At 61.0% G+C, this 14,619-nt stretch carries 14 protein-coding genes; 5 read left to right on the forward strand and 9 right to left on the reverse strand.

Going from position 1 to position 14,619, the window contains the following annotated elements; translation table 11 throughout:
* Window positions 1-78 precede the first annotated feature (78 nt).
* The 3 genes from OF122_RS13450 to OF122_RS13460 all read left to right on the forward strand — a co-directional run bounded on the left by OF122_RS13450 (window position 79) and on the right by OF122_RS13460 (window position 3,074).
* Window positions 79-687 (forward strand): CvpA family protein, encoded by a 609-nt coding sequence (locus OF122_RS13450; protein ID WP_264224723.1) that lies wholly within the window; start codon window positions 79-81, stop codon window positions 685-687.
* Window positions 688-880: 193 nt separating this feature from the next.
* Window positions 881-2,341, forward strand: a complete 1,461-nt coding sequence (gene purF / locus OF122_RS13455; RefSeq protein ID WP_264227666.1) for an amidophosphoribosyltransferase — start codon at window positions 881-883, stop codon at window positions 2,339-2,341.
* Between the two features lies 1 nt (window position 2,342).
* Window positions 2,343-3,074, forward strand: coding sequence for an SDR family NAD(P)-dependent oxidoreductase (locus tag OF122_RS13460; protein WP_264224724.1), 732 nt, complete (start codon window positions 2,343-2,345; stop codon window positions 3,072-3,074).
* A 53-nt stretch (window positions 3,075-3,127) separates the two neighbouring features.
* Here the strand turns inward: OF122_RS13460 and der are convergent, their stop codons facing one another.
* Together der and OF122_RS13470 are read right to left on the reverse strand one after the other, a co-directional pair.
* Window positions 3,128-4,588 carry a ribosome biogenesis GTPase Der gene (der, locus tag OF122_RS13465; RefSeq protein WP_264224725.1) on the reverse strand — a complete coding sequence of 487 codons (1,461 nt, stop codon included), beginning with the start codon at window positions 4,586-4,588 and terminating at the stop codon, window positions 3,128-3,130.
* Entirely contained in the window at window positions 4,585-5,367 is a 783-nt protein-coding gene (locus tag OF122_RS13470; RefSeq protein WP_264224726.1) for a tetratricopeptide repeat protein, read from the reverse strand. The genes der and OF122_RS13470 overlap by 4 nt, the downstream gene beginning before the upstream one ends.
* Before the next feature lie 99 nt (window positions 5,368-5,466).
* Between OF122_RS13470 and OF122_RS13475 the strand changes: the two genes are divergently transcribed.
* Window positions 5,467-6,165, forward strand: a complete 699-nt coding sequence (locus tag OF122_RS13475; RefSeq protein WP_264224727.1) for a helix-turn-helix transcriptional regulator — start codon at window positions 5,467-5,469, stop codon at window positions 6,163-6,165.
* Window positions 6,166-6,173: 8 nt separating this feature from the next.
* On the opposite strand, the gene OF122_RS13480 is transcribed toward OF122_RS13475, so the two are convergent.
* Window positions 6,174-6,740, reverse strand: a complete 567-nt coding sequence (locus tag OF122_RS13480) for a 2'-5' RNA ligase family protein (RefSeq protein ID WP_264224728.1) — start codon at window positions 6,738-6,740, stop codon at window positions 6,174-6,176.
* Between the two features lie 54 nt (window positions 6,741-6,794).
* Window positions 6,795-7,697, reverse strand: a complete 903-nt coding sequence (locus OF122_RS13485) for a LysR substrate-binding domain-containing protein (protein ID WP_264224729.1) — start codon at window positions 7,695-7,697, stop codon at window positions 6,795-6,797.
* A 94-nt stretch (window positions 7,698-7,791) separates the two neighbouring features.
* Between OF122_RS13485 and OF122_RS13490 the strand changes: the two genes are divergently transcribed.
* Complete coding sequence (locus OF122_RS13490; RefSeq protein WP_264224730.1) at window positions 7,792-8,019, forward strand: hypothetical protein; 228 nt, start codon at window positions 7,792-7,794, stop codon at window positions 8,017-8,019.
* Here OF122_RS13490 and glpD read toward each other — a convergent pair.
* From glpD to OF122_RS13515, 5 genes are all read right to left on the reverse strand, one after another.
* Entirely contained in the window at window positions 8,016-9,536 is a 1,521-nt protein-coding gene (gene glpD, locus OF122_RS13495; protein WP_264224731.1) for a glycerol-3-phosphate dehydrogenase, read from the reverse strand. The two genes, OF122_RS13490 and glpD, sit on opposite strands and share 4 nt — an antisense overlap.
* Window positions 9,537-9,720: 184 nt before the next feature.
* Entirely contained in the window at window positions 9,721-11,736 is a 2,016-nt protein-coding gene (locus OF122_RS13500; RefSeq protein WP_264224732.1) for an aldo/keto reductase, read from the reverse strand.
* A 37-nt stretch (window positions 11,737-11,773) separates the two neighbouring features.
* The gene (locus OF122_RS13505; protein ID WP_264224733.1) at window positions 11,774-12,859 is read right to left on the reverse strand and encodes an ABC transporter ATP-binding protein; all 1,086 of its coding nucleotides are present in this window, start codon (window positions 12,857-12,859) and stop codon (window positions 11,774-11,776) included.
* An 8-nt stretch (window positions 12,860-12,867) separates the two neighbouring features.
* The gene (locus OF122_RS13510) at window positions 12,868-13,704 is read right to left on the reverse strand and encodes a carbohydrate ABC transporter permease (protein WP_264224734.1); all 837 of its coding nucleotides are present in this window, start codon (window positions 13,702-13,704) and stop codon (window positions 12,868-12,870) included.
* A complete protein-coding gene (locus OF122_RS13515) occupies window positions 13,701-14,561 on the reverse strand; it encodes a carbohydrate ABC transporter permease (protein WP_264224735.1) in 861 nt (286 codons plus the stop codon). The genes OF122_RS13510 and OF122_RS13515 overlap by 4 nt, the downstream gene beginning before the upstream one ends.
* Between the last annotated feature and the right edge of the window lie 58 nt (window positions 14,562-14,619).

The raw sequence follows: 14,619 nt of genomic DNA on the forward strand, positions 1-14,619 counted from the left end.
CCCATGCAATCGCTTGGCTTTGCCACATTTAACCGCTAAACGGACAGTCAAACAGGGCTTGCTGGAGAACCGTCCCCCATGCTGACCGCTTTCGACATCGCCGTCGGAATTCTCGTTCTGATTTCCGCACTGCTGGCGACGGCGCGCGGGCTGACCCGTGAAGTGCTATCGCTCGTCACCTGGGCCGGTGCGGCCGCTTTTGCCGCCTACATGTTCTTTTACCAGCCCCAGATCGCTCAGGAGTTCGTGGCCGATCCGCTGTGGGCCAATATCGCCACGGTGGTGGTGAGCTTTATTCTGGCGCTGATCATCCTGCACCTTTTGACCATGAAGATCGGAGATTTCATCACCGATTCCAAACTCGGGCCGCTCGATCGCACGCTCGGCTTCGTGTTCGGTGCGTTGCGCGGCATTCTGATTGCGGTGGTCGTTGTGATCTTTGCCGATTGGCTGATCGGTGAAAATCCGCCTAACCTGCCTTGGTATGGCGAGGCGCAATCGTTGCCGACCCTGCGCTCGCTGGGTGACGGGCTTATCTCGCTGCTGCCGGAAAATCTCGAGGAACAGGTCAACGATCTGCTTCAGGGTGGCGGGCCGATCGAAGACCCGATCATCAACGATGAAAGCGCCAATGATCCGCAGCCGGATACCACACCGGAGCCGCCGGCGGCGATCAACGGAGTGTGATATCGCCGCAGGCGGTATCGAGCCGTGTTGACTTGAATGGGTCGGGAGCGTAAGCCCCCGATTGACGGAGCGATTTTTGCGAAGCGCGCAAGGCTTTCCGAACCGCTCCTTTTATGTCCTCGCATCAATGGTGGATAATTTGAGCACGCTCCACGCGACGACAGGCGATCACCTTAAAGGTCTTGCCCTTGAGATGGACGGCGACACGCTGCGCGAAGAGTGCGGCGTGTTCGGCATTTTGGGGCACGATGACGCGGCGGCGCTGACCGCGCTGGGGCTGCATGCCCTTCAGCATCGCGGACAGGAAGCCGCCGGCATCGTCTCTTTCGACGGCAAGCGCTTCAGTTCCGAGCGACATCTGGGCCTGGTCGGCGATCACTTTACCGACGCCGCCACTCTCGGACGACTACCCGGCAACATCGCCATGGGCCATGTTCGCTATTCGACGACGGGGGAAACCGTGCTGCGCAATGTGCAGCCGCTGTTTGCAGAACTGGAAGTCGGCGGCATCGCCATTGCGCATAATGGCAATTTGACCAATGGGCTTTCGCTGCGCAAGCGGCTGATCGCGCAGGGCGCCATATGCCAATCGACTTCGGACACCGAAGTCGTGCTGCATCTGATCGCGCGTTCACAGCGCACCCGCTCGGCCGACCGGTTCATCGATGCGCTGGGCGCTATCGAAGGCGCCTACGCCATGGTCGCCATGACGCGCACCAAGCTGATCGGGGCGCGCGATCCCAACGGCATCCGCCCGCTTGTTCTGGGCGATCTCGACGGCAAGCCGATCTTTGCCTCGGAAAGCTGCGCCCTCGACATCATCGGCGCGAAATTCGTACGCGACGTCGAAAATGGCGAAGTGATCGTGTGCGAAATTCAAAAGGACGGCTCGATTTCCATCGACAGTTTCAAGCCGTTCAAAGCGCGCCCCGAGCGCGTATGCCTTTTCGAATATGTCTATTTCGCACGGCCGGATTCGGTGGTTTCGGGGCGTTCGGTCTATGCGGCACGCAAATCCATGGGCATCAATCTGGCCAAGGAAAGCCCGATCGAGGCCGATGTCGTGGTTCCGGTTCCCGATGGCGGCACGCCGGCGGCGCTGGGCTATGCGCAGCAATCGGGCATACCGTTCGAATACGGGATCATCCGCAATCATTATGTGGGCCGTACCTTTATCGAGCCGACGCAATCGATCCGGGCGCTTGGCGTCAAGCTCAAGCATTCGGCCAATCGGGCGGTGATTGAGGGCAAGCGTGTGGTGCTGGTTGACGATTCCATCGTGCGCGGCACGACCTCGCTGAAAATCGTGCAGATGATCCGCGATGCGGGCGCCAAGGAAGTCCACATTCGTGTGGCCAGCCCGATGATCTATCATTCCGATTATTACGGCATCGACACACCCGATCCCGACAAGCTGCTGGCAAACCAGTACGCGACGCTCGAGGACATGTGCCGCTATATCGGCGCGGATTCGCTGGAATTCCTTTCGATTGACGGGCTCTATCTCGCCGTGGGCGGGGAAAAGCGCAATCCAAAGGCGCCCCAATTCACCGACCATTATTTCACCGGCGATTACCCCACGCCGCTCACCGATCTGGAGGGTCGCGACAAGAACGATCCTAAGCAGATTTCGATGCTGAGAGAAGCCGTATAGCATGACTGATAACAAAGACCTTGCCGGCCGCGTGGTGTTGGTGACCGGCGCCTCGCGCGGGCTGGGCTATGCCGCCGCCAAGAACGCCGCCTCGCGCGGAGCCCATGTGATCGCTGTTGCGCGAACCGTCGGCGGGCTGGAAGATCTCGACGATGATATCCAGGCTCTGGGTTCATCGACGACGCTGGTGCCGATGGATCTGACCGATGGGGAAGCCATCGATCGGCTGGGTGCTGCGATATTCGAGCGCTGGGGCCAACTCGATGGGCTGATCGGCAATGCCGGTGCGCTGGGCGTATTGAGCCCCCTACCCCATATCGCGCCCAAGGATTTCGCCAACGTCTTTGCGGTCAACGTAGAAGCCAATTACCGGCTGATCCGTTCGCTGGATCTGTTGCTGCGCCAGTCCGATGCGGGGCGCGCGGTGTTTATCTCCTCGGGCGCCGCGCTTTCGGCCAAGCCCTATTGGGGGCTTTATGCGGCATCGAAGGCGGCACTGGACGCAATGGTCAAATCCTATGCCGGGGAAATGGCCATCACTGAGGTGAAGGCCAATATCTTTTATCCCGGCCAGGTCCGCACCGCGATGCGCGCCAAGGCGATGCCGGGTGAAGACCCCAAGACGCTCCCCTCTCCCGATGAGGTTGCACCCAGGATCGTTGATCTGGTTTCGCCCGCTTACACGAAGACGGGCATGCGGGTGGACATCCTGCAGGGCGAAGAGCCGCTCTAAAGCGCACTGTTTGAAAGGAAAAGGCCGGATGAAAATCCGGCCTTTTTCAATTTCTATTTCCCGTCGTCATCGACGTAGGGGTTCTTGCCGCCGCGGACCCAGAGGCGGATGGGCGTTCCGGGCAAGTTGAAGTCCTCACGCAGACCGTTGACGATGTAGCGTTGATACGCCTTGGGCAGGGCGTCGGGGCGTGAAGCAAAGACGATAAAGCTGGGCGGGCGCGTCTTGGCCTGGGTCATGTAGCGCAGTTTCAGCCGCCGGCCTGACACTGCCGGGGGCGGATGGTGTTCGGTCATGGCGGCGAGCCAGCGATTGAGCTTGGCGGTGCGGATCTTGACGTTCCAGGTCCGCTCGATCTCGAAAATCGCCTTCATCAGCTTGTCGATATTGCGGCCCTGCAGGCCCGACATGGTGACCAGCGGAATGCCCCGCAGCTGGGGCAGCAGGCGTTCGCATTCGGCGCGCAGTTCGAGGATCTTGGCGTTCTTGTCTTCGATCAGATCCCATTTGTTGACAGCAATGACCATGGCGCGACCTTCGCGCTCGACAAGATCGGCCAGAGCCAGATCCTGCTTTTCAAACGGGATGGTGGCATCGAGCAGCAGGACGACGACTTCGGCGTATTGGATCGAACGCAAGCTGTCGGAAACCGACAGTTTTTCGAGCTTTTTCTGTACGCGGGATTTGCGGCGGATGCCTGCGGTATCGACCAGGTTAATGACCCGGCCCTCCCATTCCCACGGGACCATGATCGAATCGCGGGTAATACCCGCTTCGGGGCCGGTCAGAAGGCGCTCTTCACCCACCATCCGATTGATGAGGGTCGACTTGCCGGCGTTTGGGCGCCCCACGATAGCGACGTTGAGATAGCGGTTGGGATTCCAGCGCATGGGCGCTGTGTCGCCCGCCAAATCCTCGCCCTCGTCTTCGTTGACATCCACATCGACGGCGGGCTTTTGCACCATGTCGTAGTCGAATTCGGCCTCGGCGGCAGCGGCCTTGGCTTCGTCGGCCTTGTCGACGGCCTGGGATATGATGGAATAGAGATCGGCCAGGCCCAGCCCGTGCTCGGCGGAAAGCGGTATGGCTTCGCCGAAACCCAGCGCGTAGGCCTCGACCAGTCCGGCCTCTGCCGCGCGGCCCTCGGCCTTGTTGCCGATGACGTGGATTTCCTTGTCGGCCTTGCGCAGCAGGCGGGAGAAGTGCTCGTCTGTGGGGGTCAGGCCGGCGCGGGCGTCGATCATGAACAAGATGACGTCGGCCTCGGCAATGGCCATTTCGGTCTGGCGGCGCATGCGCGCTTCGAGGCTGTCGTCATTGGCGTCTTCATAGCCGGCGGTGTCGACCAGCGTGAAGGTCAGATCGCCAATACGGCCCAGACCTTCGCGGCGGTCGCGGGTCACACCCGGCGTGTCGTCGACGATCGCGATTTTCCGGCCCACCAGCCGATTGAACAGGGTGGATTTGCCCACATTGGGGCGGCCGACGATGGCGACGGTTACATTCGCGCTCATTGCTCGGATTCAGCTTCCAGCGGCTGGCCGAGCGTTTCAAGGCTCGGGGACTCGGCGGGAATGGCGATCTGCTCTGGCGCGGGCTCCATGGGCCCAGTGGCTCCAAGCAGGTCTTCGCTTACGTCCACGCCGGTCGAGGCAAGCTGTTCAAGATAGATAAAGGCGCGCAGCTGGATATCCTGGCCTGCGTTGGGGTCGGCGGCCATGGCTTCGAAATTGGCGCGTGCCTCTTCGATATTACCGGCCTTGTAATGAGCCAGCCCCAGCGCTTCACGGGCGCTATTGCGCATGGCGTTGTCTTCGCCGGTCAGGCCACCGACGCGCTGTTCGACGGCGCCAACATCGAGATAGTCCACGGCGAGGTAGCCACCCAGGACATAGGCCAGTTCGCGCAGCCGGCGCTGATCGAGGCTGGCGGCAAGCGCGTCATAGGCTGCAATCGCCGCGTCGGGCTCGCCCTGTTCGGCCAGAAGCGCTGCTTCCTGGAAGCGCGCCAGAATCGCATAGCCTTCAGGGCCGCTCGCTTCGAGCTCGGCAAAGGCGGTCCGGGCACCGGCAATATCGCCGCTCTCGGCCATCTCCACCGCTGCATAATACTGGTCGGAAGCGTTGGCGGCGGTGCTCGATCGATACCACTTCCAGACTTCGTTGGCCGCCACCAGCAAAACGATCAACACGGCGCCGCCGATGATGAACGGCGCAAAACGGCGCCAGAAGGCTTTCAGCTTGTCGCTGCGCAGTTCTTCTTCGACTTCGCGCAGGAAGGAATCGTCGCTCATCAGGGGGTATCCGGGCTGTCCAAAATTTGGGCGGACAATAGTGGTCCCGTCCTTATAATGCAACGCCGCAAAGGACCGGATTCGCAGGCAGTTTCGCGCATGGACAAGACAGAACGCCTATTTGCCATCATGGATGCCCTGCGACGGCACCGGCTGCCGGTGACGGCCGCGCAACTGGCCGAAGATCAAAGCGTGTCGGTGCGCACGCTCTATCGCGATATCCAGACCCTGATCGGGCTTGGGGCACCCATCGAAGGGGAAGCCGGGATCGGCTATATGCTGCGCCCTGGGTTTTTTCTGCCACCGCTGATGTTTTCGGCCGATGAGCTCGAGGCGCTCGTCCTTGGGGCGCGCTGGGTAGAGGCGCAGCCCGATACAGAGCTTTCGGCCGCCGCGCGCAACGCATTGGGAAAAATCGCCAATGCCAGCCCCGAAGACCTGCGCGACCGGATTTCCGACACCGGTCTGTGGCCGGTTCAGGTCCGGGAGGCCCGCGACCCACTGCCGCTTCTGGCGCTGGTGCGCAAAGCAATGCGCGCCGAACGCGCACTGCGCATCGATTATGAGGATGAAAAGGGCAATGCGTCGGCGCGTGAAATCTGGCCGGTGCAGATCGCTTTTTACGAGAACAAGCAGATCATCGCGGCCTGGTGTACGCTACGCGAGGCCTTTCGGCACTTTCGCACCGAACGGATCGTGGGAGCACAACTGACCGAAGTGCGCTATGGCCGCCGCCGGGTTGCTCTGGCCGATGACTGGCATGCCCAATGGCAGGAGGCGCAGAGGCACGGCGGGTAGCACGGTCGTCAGGCACCAAGCCTCCAAGAGGCCAGATCGTTACTGGCCGAGCCGCCCAGCCGGGCGAGAACGAAATCGCCTGCCTCCCATTCAACAGGTGTCTCCAGGACGCTTTCGGGCGTTTGCGCGGTCTGGCGGATTATCGTCAGATGCGGAGCGCCTTCGCCGCCGGGAACGGTCAATCCGGCTGCGGTCAGACGGCGACGCAGCGCTGTGGCAAGGCGGTCGAGACCGGTGCATACCAAGTCGGAACGCAAGATCAGGCAGTGGCCACCCCTGCCCCGCACCGATGCTGTCTTGTCGAAGCGGACAGTAAAGCGCTCGGCAGCAATTTCAGCGGCGACCTCGATTGCCGCTCTGACCTCGCCCCGTTTGAGCCCATGCAAGCCGATGGGGCACAAGGACAGATGCAGGCGATCGGCAGGATAGACACGGCCGCCGATTTCGTCGCGCTTCTGGAAATTGCGCGCCAGCGTGCGGATTCTGGCGGCCGTTTCAACATCCGGGCGCAGGGCAAAATAGAACGGCGGGCGTGCCGCCAGAGGGAGTTGAGGGAACAAAAGAGGCGCGTCCATGCTTGCCGCCCTGGTTAATTGTTCCTGTTATGTTCTCATTAAGATATGCTGATGTCAAACCGTTTGATTCTGCAAAATTTCGGCTTCGGCCAACAACCAGTCGCGAAAGGCCCGGATCTTGGGTAGCGTTCGGCGGGCGTGGGGATAAACGAGCCAATAGCTCAAGGCGTCGACACCGACAATGTCGAACGGTTGGATGAGGCGCCCGTCCCTCAACTCCTCACGATAAAAGGCAGGGGTCAGCATGGCGATGCCGCCACCCGAAATGGCCGCTGCCGCGTCAAGATACTGGCTGCCAAGACCTAGATTGGGGCCCCTGAGCACCTCAGTCGGGGGTAGTCCGGCGAGCTCGAGCCATTGGGCGTTCCAGGTGTCACCGTCGTTGACAAAAGGCAGCTTGAGCAGGTCGGCAGGTGTTTTGACGCCACCAATGCTCGCCGCAAGCGCCGGACTGAGCATGGGGGTGTATTCGGCACGCAACAACAGATGGGAGACAAGCCCGGGATAATCGCCCATCCCGCCACGTATCCCCACATCGATATTATCATTGTCGAAATCGACAAGCGTGGTCGAGGTGTCCAGACGCACCGCGAATTCAGGATGGAGGACCTGAAATGCCCCCAGGCGGCGGGCCAACCACTGGGCCGACAGGGTGGGCAGGGCCGAAATGAGCAGAGTGCTGCCGACGTTCGATTTCGCGGCATCAAATGCGTTGGCAATCGAGCGAAAGGCACCACTCAAAGCCGGGGCCAGCGTACTGCCGACATCGGTCAGATCGATCTTGCGGCCGTGACGCACGAACAGCGTCGCGCCGATCCGTTCTTCGAGCAGTTTGATATGATAGCTGACCGCCGCCTGGGTCATGCCCAGTTCCTCACCCGCCCGCGTGAAATTGAGATGGCGTGCCGCGGCTTCGAACACGCGCAGGGTCGGCAATGGAGGCAGGTTCTCGCTCATCATAAGCCCTCTTTATCCATCGTCATGACGTTCGATTGGTCTTTCGAACCATTTCCAGCCATGCTGTCTGCTCGATACTGGAAGGATAAATCCCATGACGCGGTTTTCCAATCTCATAAAAGCAGTGTTCGAACGCCGGCACAACCAACCGGAATACCTGGATGTATCTGCGATCAACGAGCGGACGCGAGTCGATCTGGGGCTGTTGCCCATGAGGGATGTGGAACGACGGGAGGCTGGACGAAACGCAGTCGCCTTCCCGCGTGAGCGGGTTGGACGTGACTGGCTTTCGATAAGCTCAGCCCGGCGTGGACTGATCTAGGCGTTGGCGTGACCAGCGGCCGCAACGGCCTGCCGGACGAATGCATCCAGTGCCGGCCGGTCGATTTTTTCGGCATGCAGACCCAGTTTGGAGCGGCGCCAGAGGATGTCATCGGCACTGCGCGCCCATTCCCGCTCGATGAGATAACGCACTTCGGCGCCCGAAAGGCCACAACCGAAATCGGGGCCGATCTGGTCCGCGCTCCGCGCATCGCCCAGAATGGTGCGCGCCAGCGTGCCATAGGCCCGCACAAGCCTGCGCGCGTCACCCGGGGACAAAAAGGGGTAGCGCTTGTGCAGACTATCGACCTCGGCCTCGAAACCATCGACTGGAAAATCTCCGCCGGGCAGAGTTGAATGGGCCGTCCATCGAGATTTGCGACGACCAAGGGCAGTTTCGATATGCTCGAGCGCGGATTCGGCGAGGCGGCGGTAGGTGGTCAACTTGCCGCCGAACACGTTGAGAAGGGCTGGCGTGTCCTTGCCGCCGGCATACTTGAGGACATAATCGCGCGTTGCCTCCTGCGCCTTGGACGCGCCGTCATTATAGAGCGGGCGCACGCCGGAATAGGTCCAGACGATATCGTCCCTGCCGATGGCGTTGCGGAAATAGCCGTTTGCCGCTTCCAGCAAATAATCGATTTCGGCCGGAGAAATCGAAACGGAGGCCGGGTCGGCATCAAAATCCTGGTCGGTGGTGCCGATCAGGGTGAAGTCCTGCTGATAGGGAATGGAAAAGAAGATGCGGCCGTCGGCGTTCTGAAAGAAAAAGCAGCGCGGATCGTCATAGAGCTTGCGCACCACGATATGGCTGCCCTTGACCAGCCGCACATCATGGCTCTCATTGCCGCCGATCAGTCCTGAAAGCACCTCGGACACCCATGGTCCGGCCGCGTTGACCAGCATGCGGGCGCGCACGGTTCGGGTGTGGCCCGCTTCGTTTTCGGTAGCAATCTCCCAATGGTCGCCAGCCCGGTGGGCGGATGTCAGCCGCGTGCGTGTATGGATCTCGGCGCCGCGGTCGGCTGCGTCGCGGGCGGTCAGAACGACGAGACGCGCGTCATCGACCCAGCAGTCGGAGTATTCGAACGCCTTGCCGTGACCGGGCTTGAGCGCTTCCCCGAGGGGGTCTTTTCGCAGGTCGCGAACGGCGGTGGCTGGCAGGCGCTTGCGGCCGCCGATGTGATCATAAAGAAACAGGCCAAGCCGCAGGAGCCATGCGGGGCGCAGCCCCTTGTGGTGGGGCAGAACGAAGCGGAGCGGCCAGATGATGTGCGGTGCCATGGCCCAGAGCACTTCGCGCTCCTGGAGGGATTCGCGCACCAGCCGGAATTCGTAGTGCTCGAGATAACGCAGACCACCATGAATGAGTTTGGTAGAGGCAGAAGAAGTCCCCGAGGCCAGATCATTCATCTCGGCAAGGCAGACCGAATAGCCCCGTCCCGCCGCGTCACGCGCTATACCGCAGCCATTGATGCCGCCGCCGACGATGAAAATATCGAATATCTGGTCGCTCACCCGCGCCCCCGAGATTTCAAATCAATACCAAAGGCTCTCATACACCGGTAAATGCGCCGTTGGTTTAACAAAGATATCGAACCCCGATAATGGACTTCGGGCGACGCTCATTGTACGGCCGCCCTGCAGGGCTCCAGCATGGCGGCGCGATAGAACCAGCCGCCATGCCCGGGTTCGCCGCAAATCAACGGCGTCCGTCGCGCAGCCAGACGATATCGTCCGGCGTCAAGGTGATGTCCAGTGCCTCGAGGCTATCGTCGAGTTCGGCCAGGGTGCGCGGGCCGATGAGCGGGATCAGCGGGAATGGTTGATAGAGGCAATAGGCGAGGGCAACATGGATGGGCTTCTTGCCCAGCTTGTGCGCCAGTTCTACGGCGCGATCGCGACGGGCGAAATTGGCCTCGGTGTACCAGGTTTCGACAAGCTCGGCATTTTCGGTCTTATCGCGCCCGGCCCGGTCGGTGAAAAAGCCCCTTCCCTGGCTCGACCAGGCAAAGTTCGTGACCTGACGGTCTGAAAGCCATGTGCGCCAGTCATCATCCGACGAAGCGACGCAGCCGGGCCAAAGGGGCTTTTGCATTTCCGCCAGTGAGAAATTGTTCGATAGCGCGCTCGGCGCTGTCTTGCCGGTACGATTGGCGTAGGCGACGGCCTCGTCGAAGCGCTCACGGGTCCAGTTGGAACCGCCGAACGGGCCCCGAATGCGGCCCCGCCGAACCTCGGCGTCCATGGCATCGACGAATTCATCGACAGGCACGTCGGTATTGTCGCGGTGCATGAAATAGACGTCAACGTGGTCGGTTTTGAGCTTATTGAGGCTGACGTCGAGTTGCTTGGCGATCACGTCGGGATAGGTCAAAGGCGAGTGGGCGCCCTTGCCGATCACCACCACATCGTCACGCACTCCGCGCGATGCTTGCCAGTCGCCGAATAGGGTTTCGGTGATGCCGTTGCCGTAGATGAACGCCGTGTCAAAGGCGTTACCGCCCTTTTCGTAAAAGGCATCGAGCAGGATCGCAACGCTTGAAAATGACCGGAAATCCTCGAATCCAAGGGCAAGTTGGGAGACGGGCTTGTCGAGACCAGGAATGGAGACGCGGCCGATGCGGTCGCTGCGCTTTTCAAGGATTTCTCCCTTGAGCGTTCTGGTGCGCAGTGTCGGTTTTTCGATCTCGAATTCCAACCCTGCGGTCTGGCGCCATTTGTCGAGTGCGCGCAGATTGCCCAGGGTGTCGTCCCAACTCATGCCGGGAGCATCGAACTGGGTCTTTCCGGCAAGGATGGCCAGGCTGGCCGCTTCGGCTTCGAAAGAATAGAGCCAACCGGCCTCGGCGATTTCGACGGGCTCGTGCTTGCCGTCGGGGCGAATGATGTCGATGATCGCGGTTCCACCTTTATGGCCGGTGGCGAACCAGAAATCGCGTACCTCGATGCGGCCCTCGGTACCCAGGATGCGCAAGACATTGTCCTGCGCGAGCGAGACCGAACAGGAAACTTCGGCGAGAATGCCACCAGGGAATTTAAGCACCGCGGCGGCCCATTCATCGACGCCGGATTGGCCCAGATGGGCGACACCGGAGACGGTTTCGGGTTCGAGAAACGGTTTTCCGTTTGCCGCGCCGGCGATCAGGCGGGCCATGGAAACCGGATAACAGCCGACATCGAGGATGCCGCCGCCGGCGAGCTTATTGGCGTAGAGGCGATGTTCGGGATCAAAGCGCGGCATGGCAAAGCCGAAGCTCGACTTGATGGCGCGGACCTCGCCGATCTCGCCGGCTGCGATGAGATCAATCAGTTTTTGCGTCATGGGGTGTACGCGGTACATGAAGGCCTCGCCCATGAAGGTCTTTGCCTTGCGCGCCGCGTGGAACATGGCATCGGCTTCGAACGCGGTCAGCCCCATGGGCTTTTCGCACAGCACGTGCTTGCCCGCTTCGGCGGCCTTGATGGCCCATTGGGCGTGCTGGGGATGCGGGGTGGCGATATAGACGGCATCGACATCAGGGTCGGCGAGCAGGGCGTCGTAGCCATTCAACACGCGCGCGCCCGGGAAGTGCTCGGCGTAGCCGGGCTTATCGGGATTGCGCGCGCCGAGGGCCACCAGTTCACCGGACTGGGCGTGGGCGAGGCCAGCGGCAAAGGCACGGGCGATCGACCCCGGTCCGAGGATGCCCCAGCGGACTTTTTGCTGTTGCGACATAGGAAGTGTCTCTTTCTAAGATGAGAGGTATTGGTTGTTAGCGGATGCGATCGCCCCGGCTATCGAAAAGATAGGCCCTGGCGGGAGGGATGGTGACGGTCAACTCGGTGCGGCCCATTTCAGATCGCGATTGTTCGCGCTCGATGATCAGCTGCTCACCGGTCTGCATATTGGCGTAAACGAAACTGGTTGCGCCCAGATGTTCGGCGACATCGACCTTGACAGTCAATGGGGTGCCCTCCCCGTCGCTACCACCGAAATGCTCGGGGCGGATACCGAGGGTGACAGCATCACCACTCGCGAGCGCCTGATTGACCGGCAAGGTGAGCCTAGGCGAGCCGTGCTTTACGGTTTCGATGGTTACGCTGCCCGCGGTGGTTTCGACCACTTTGGCGGCCATGAAATTCATGCGCGGGGATCCGACAAATCCCGCTACGAAGCGGTTGGCCGGATCGTCATAGAGATCGAGCGGCGCTCCGACCTGTTCGACACGGCCATCGCGCAGGACAACGATCTTGTCGGCCAGGGTCATGGCCTCTGTCTGGTCGTGGGTGACGTAGATCATCGTCGTGCCCAACTCCTTGTGCAGACGGGCGATCTCCACCCGCATCTGGACGCGCAGTTCGGCGTCGAGATTGGAGAGCGGTTCGTCAAACAAGAAGACATCGGGTTCACGCACAATGGCCCGTCCGATCGCAACGCGCTGGCGCTGGCCGCCCGAGAGTTGCCTGGGGCGCCGGGCAAGGAGCGGTTCGATCTGGAGAATAGAGGCAGCGTTGGAGACGCGGCGGGCGATGTCATCCCTGGGGCGGCCATTCATGCGCAGGCCGAAGGAGAGGTTCTGTTCGACGGTCATGTGAGGATAAAGCGCATAGGACTGGAACACCATGGCGATGCCCCGATCGGCGGGCTCGACGTCGTTGACGGTGGTCCCGCCGATGGCAATTTCCCCGTCGGATATATCCTCAAGCCCGGCGATCATGCGCAAAAGCGTTGACTTCCCACAGCCCGAAGGACCGACGAAGACGACGAACTCGCCATCGTCGACGGTGAGGTCGACGCCATGGATGACTTCGACGGCGCCGAAGCGCTTCTTGACGGAATTGAGTGTCACACCAGCCATGGCTTTTCCTACTTAATTGCGCCGGCGGCAATGCCGGCGACGAAATGGCGTTGAAGCACGACGAAGACGACGAGCATGGGGATGGTCAAAACAACGGCGCCGGTCATGATGCCGCCCCAGGAGACGCGGGTGAGCCCGATCAGCGATCCCAATGCCACCGGCGCGGTCATCATGTCGGGGCGGTTGTTGATGAGCAGCGGCCAGAGGTAGTTGTTCCAACTCGCAAGGAACAGGATGATGCACAGCGCAGCAATGGTCGGGCGGGCCATCGGCAGGGCCACGCGCAGGAAGATCTGCCATTCCTTGACGCCTTCCACGCGGGCGGCATCGAAAAGCTCGGCCGGCATCATGGAAAACGATTGGCGCATGAAGAGAACGCCAAGCGAATTGAACAGCGGCGGCACGATCAGCGCGAACCAGGTGTTGGCCAGACCGAAATCGCGGGCCACCATGATGAACTGGGGGATGACGACGACGAAATATGGCAGGGTCAACGTGCCGAGAATAATGGCCAGAACCAGCCCCTTGCCGGCAAAATTGTAGCGCGCCAGCGCCCAGCCTGCCATGGAGGTCAACATGACCGACAGGACCGTATAGACCAGCGCCACCACAACCGAGACGAAGACCGTGCGCAGGAAGCCGGTATCGGCTTGAAGGCGGGAGAAGTTCTCGGCGAACTGATCTGACGGCAGCATGACGAGATTGGCCGAAAAGATCGCGTTTTCCGGTTGGGTCGAAAACACAACCATCATCCAGATGGGAAACAGCCAGACGAGAGCCAGGGGAACCAGAACGGCGTGAAGCCCCACGGTTCGCAGCAACGTGGTTTGCGATTTCGATCTCATTTGGGGTCCCTCCCCAGCCAGAAATTGAGCGCCGAGATAACAATGGCGATGGCCGCGATGGTGTAGGCTATTGCCGAGGCGTAGCCGAAATTGAGAACCGTAAAGCCCTGCCGATAGAGGAACAGGCCGAGCGTTTCGGTGGCTCCGCCGGGGCCGCCGCGATTGGTGATGAGGAAGGGTTCGGCGAACAGTTGCATGGTGCCGATGACCGAAAGGACCACGCAAACCAGAATGATGGGGCGCAGCAACGGCAGGGTGATGAAGAAGAACTGTTTTGTCTTTGAGACCTTGTCGAGCGTTGCAGCCTCATAGACGTCCTCGGGGATCGATTGCAGGCCCGAGAGGATGATGATGGCGTTGTAGCCGACCCAGCGCCAGGTGACGGCCATGATGATGAGCGCCATGGCGGCAGTGGGGTTCGAGCTCCACGAGATCGGGGCGATGCCGACAAGGCCGAGCAATTTGTTGATGACGCCGAAATCGGCCTGGAACATCAGGCGGAAGACGGCGGCGTAGGCAACCTCGCCAACCACAACTGGCGCGAAAAAGGCAAACCGCATTATGCCGCGCGCCTTGAGCAGTTGGGAATTGAGCAGCACAGAAAGCAGCGTCGCCAGCGCAATCATCACTGGAACCTGGATGACGAGGATAAGCAGAGTGTTCTTGAGCGCGTTGGCGAAAGCGGGGTCGATGATCAACCGTCCCCAGTTGAAGGTGGGGTTGAAGGTCCAGGGCTGAACGCGTGTGGACATGAAGGAGAGGTAGAACGAATAGATGATCGGCCAGACCCAGAAGGCGGCAAAGATCAACAGATAGGGCGTCAGAAATCCGTACGCCGTTCGCGTCGTTGCGCGCATGGCCTTGCTCCTCCTCCTTGATTGGCGCGCGGGCCAAAAGGTCCACGCGCCGATTTGT

The sequence above is a fragment of the Pelagibacterium flavum genome (genome assembly GCF_025854335.1).
GTDB classification, from domain to species: domain Bacteria; phylum Pseudomonadota; class Alphaproteobacteria; order Rhizobiales; family Devosiaceae; genus Pelagibacterium; species Pelagibacterium flavum.

What these genes read in the sequence shown, in the direction of transcription:
- OF122_RS13450 (WP_264224723.1), top strand. Translation starts at nt 79, where the DNA reads ATGCTGACCGCTTTCGACATCGCCGTCGGAATTCTCGTTCTGATTTCC.
- purF (WP_264227666.1), top strand. Translation starts at nt 881, where the DNA reads ATGGACGGCGACACGCTGCGCGAAGAGTGCGGCGTGTTCGGCATTTTG.
- OF122_RS13470 (WP_264224726.1), bottom strand. Translation starts at nt 5,367, where the DNA reads ATGAGCGACGATTCCTTCCTGCGCGAAGTCGAAGAAGAACTGCGCAGC.
- der (WP_264224725.1), bottom strand. Translation starts at nt 4,588, where the DNA reads ATGAGCGCGAATGTAACCGTCGCCATCGTCGGCCGCCCCAATGTGGGC.
- OF122_RS13490 (WP_264224730.1), top strand. Translation starts at nt 7,792, where the DNA reads ATGACGCGGTTTTCCAATCTCATAAAAGCAGTGTTCGAACGCCGGCAC.
- OF122_RS13480 (WP_264224728.1), bottom strand. Translation starts at nt 6,740, where the DNA reads ATGGACGCGCCTCTTTTGTTCCCTCAACTCCCTCTGGCGGCACGCCCG.
- OF122_RS13505 (WP_264224733.1), bottom strand. Translation starts at nt 12,859, where the DNA reads ATGGCTGGTGTGACACTCAATTCCGTCAAGAAGCGCTTCGGCGCCGTC.
- OF122_RS13475 (WP_264224727.1), top strand. Translation starts at nt 5,467, where the DNA reads ATGGACAAGACAGAACGCCTATTTGCCATCATGGATGCCCTGCGACGG.
- OF122_RS13500 (WP_264224732.1), bottom strand. Translation starts at nt 11,736, where the DNA reads ATGTCGCAACAGCAAAAAGTCCGCTGGGGCATCCTCGGACCGGGGTCG.
- OF122_RS13485 (WP_264224729.1), bottom strand. Translation starts at nt 7,697, where the DNA reads ATGAGCGAGAACCTGCCTCCATTGCCGACCCTGCGCGTGTTCGAAGCC.
- OF122_RS13460 (WP_264224724.1), top strand. Translation starts at nt 2,343, where the DNA reads ATGACTGATAACAAAGACCTTGCCGGCCGCGTGGTGTTGGTGACCGGC.
- OF122_RS13515 (WP_264224735.1), bottom strand. Translation starts at nt 14,561, where the DNA reads ATGCGCGCAACGACGCGAACGGCGTACGGATTTCTGACGCCCTATCTG.
- OF122_RS13510 (WP_264224734.1), bottom strand. Translation starts at nt 13,704, where the DNA reads ATGAGATCGAAATCGCAAACCACGTTGCTGCGAACCGTGGGGCTTCAC.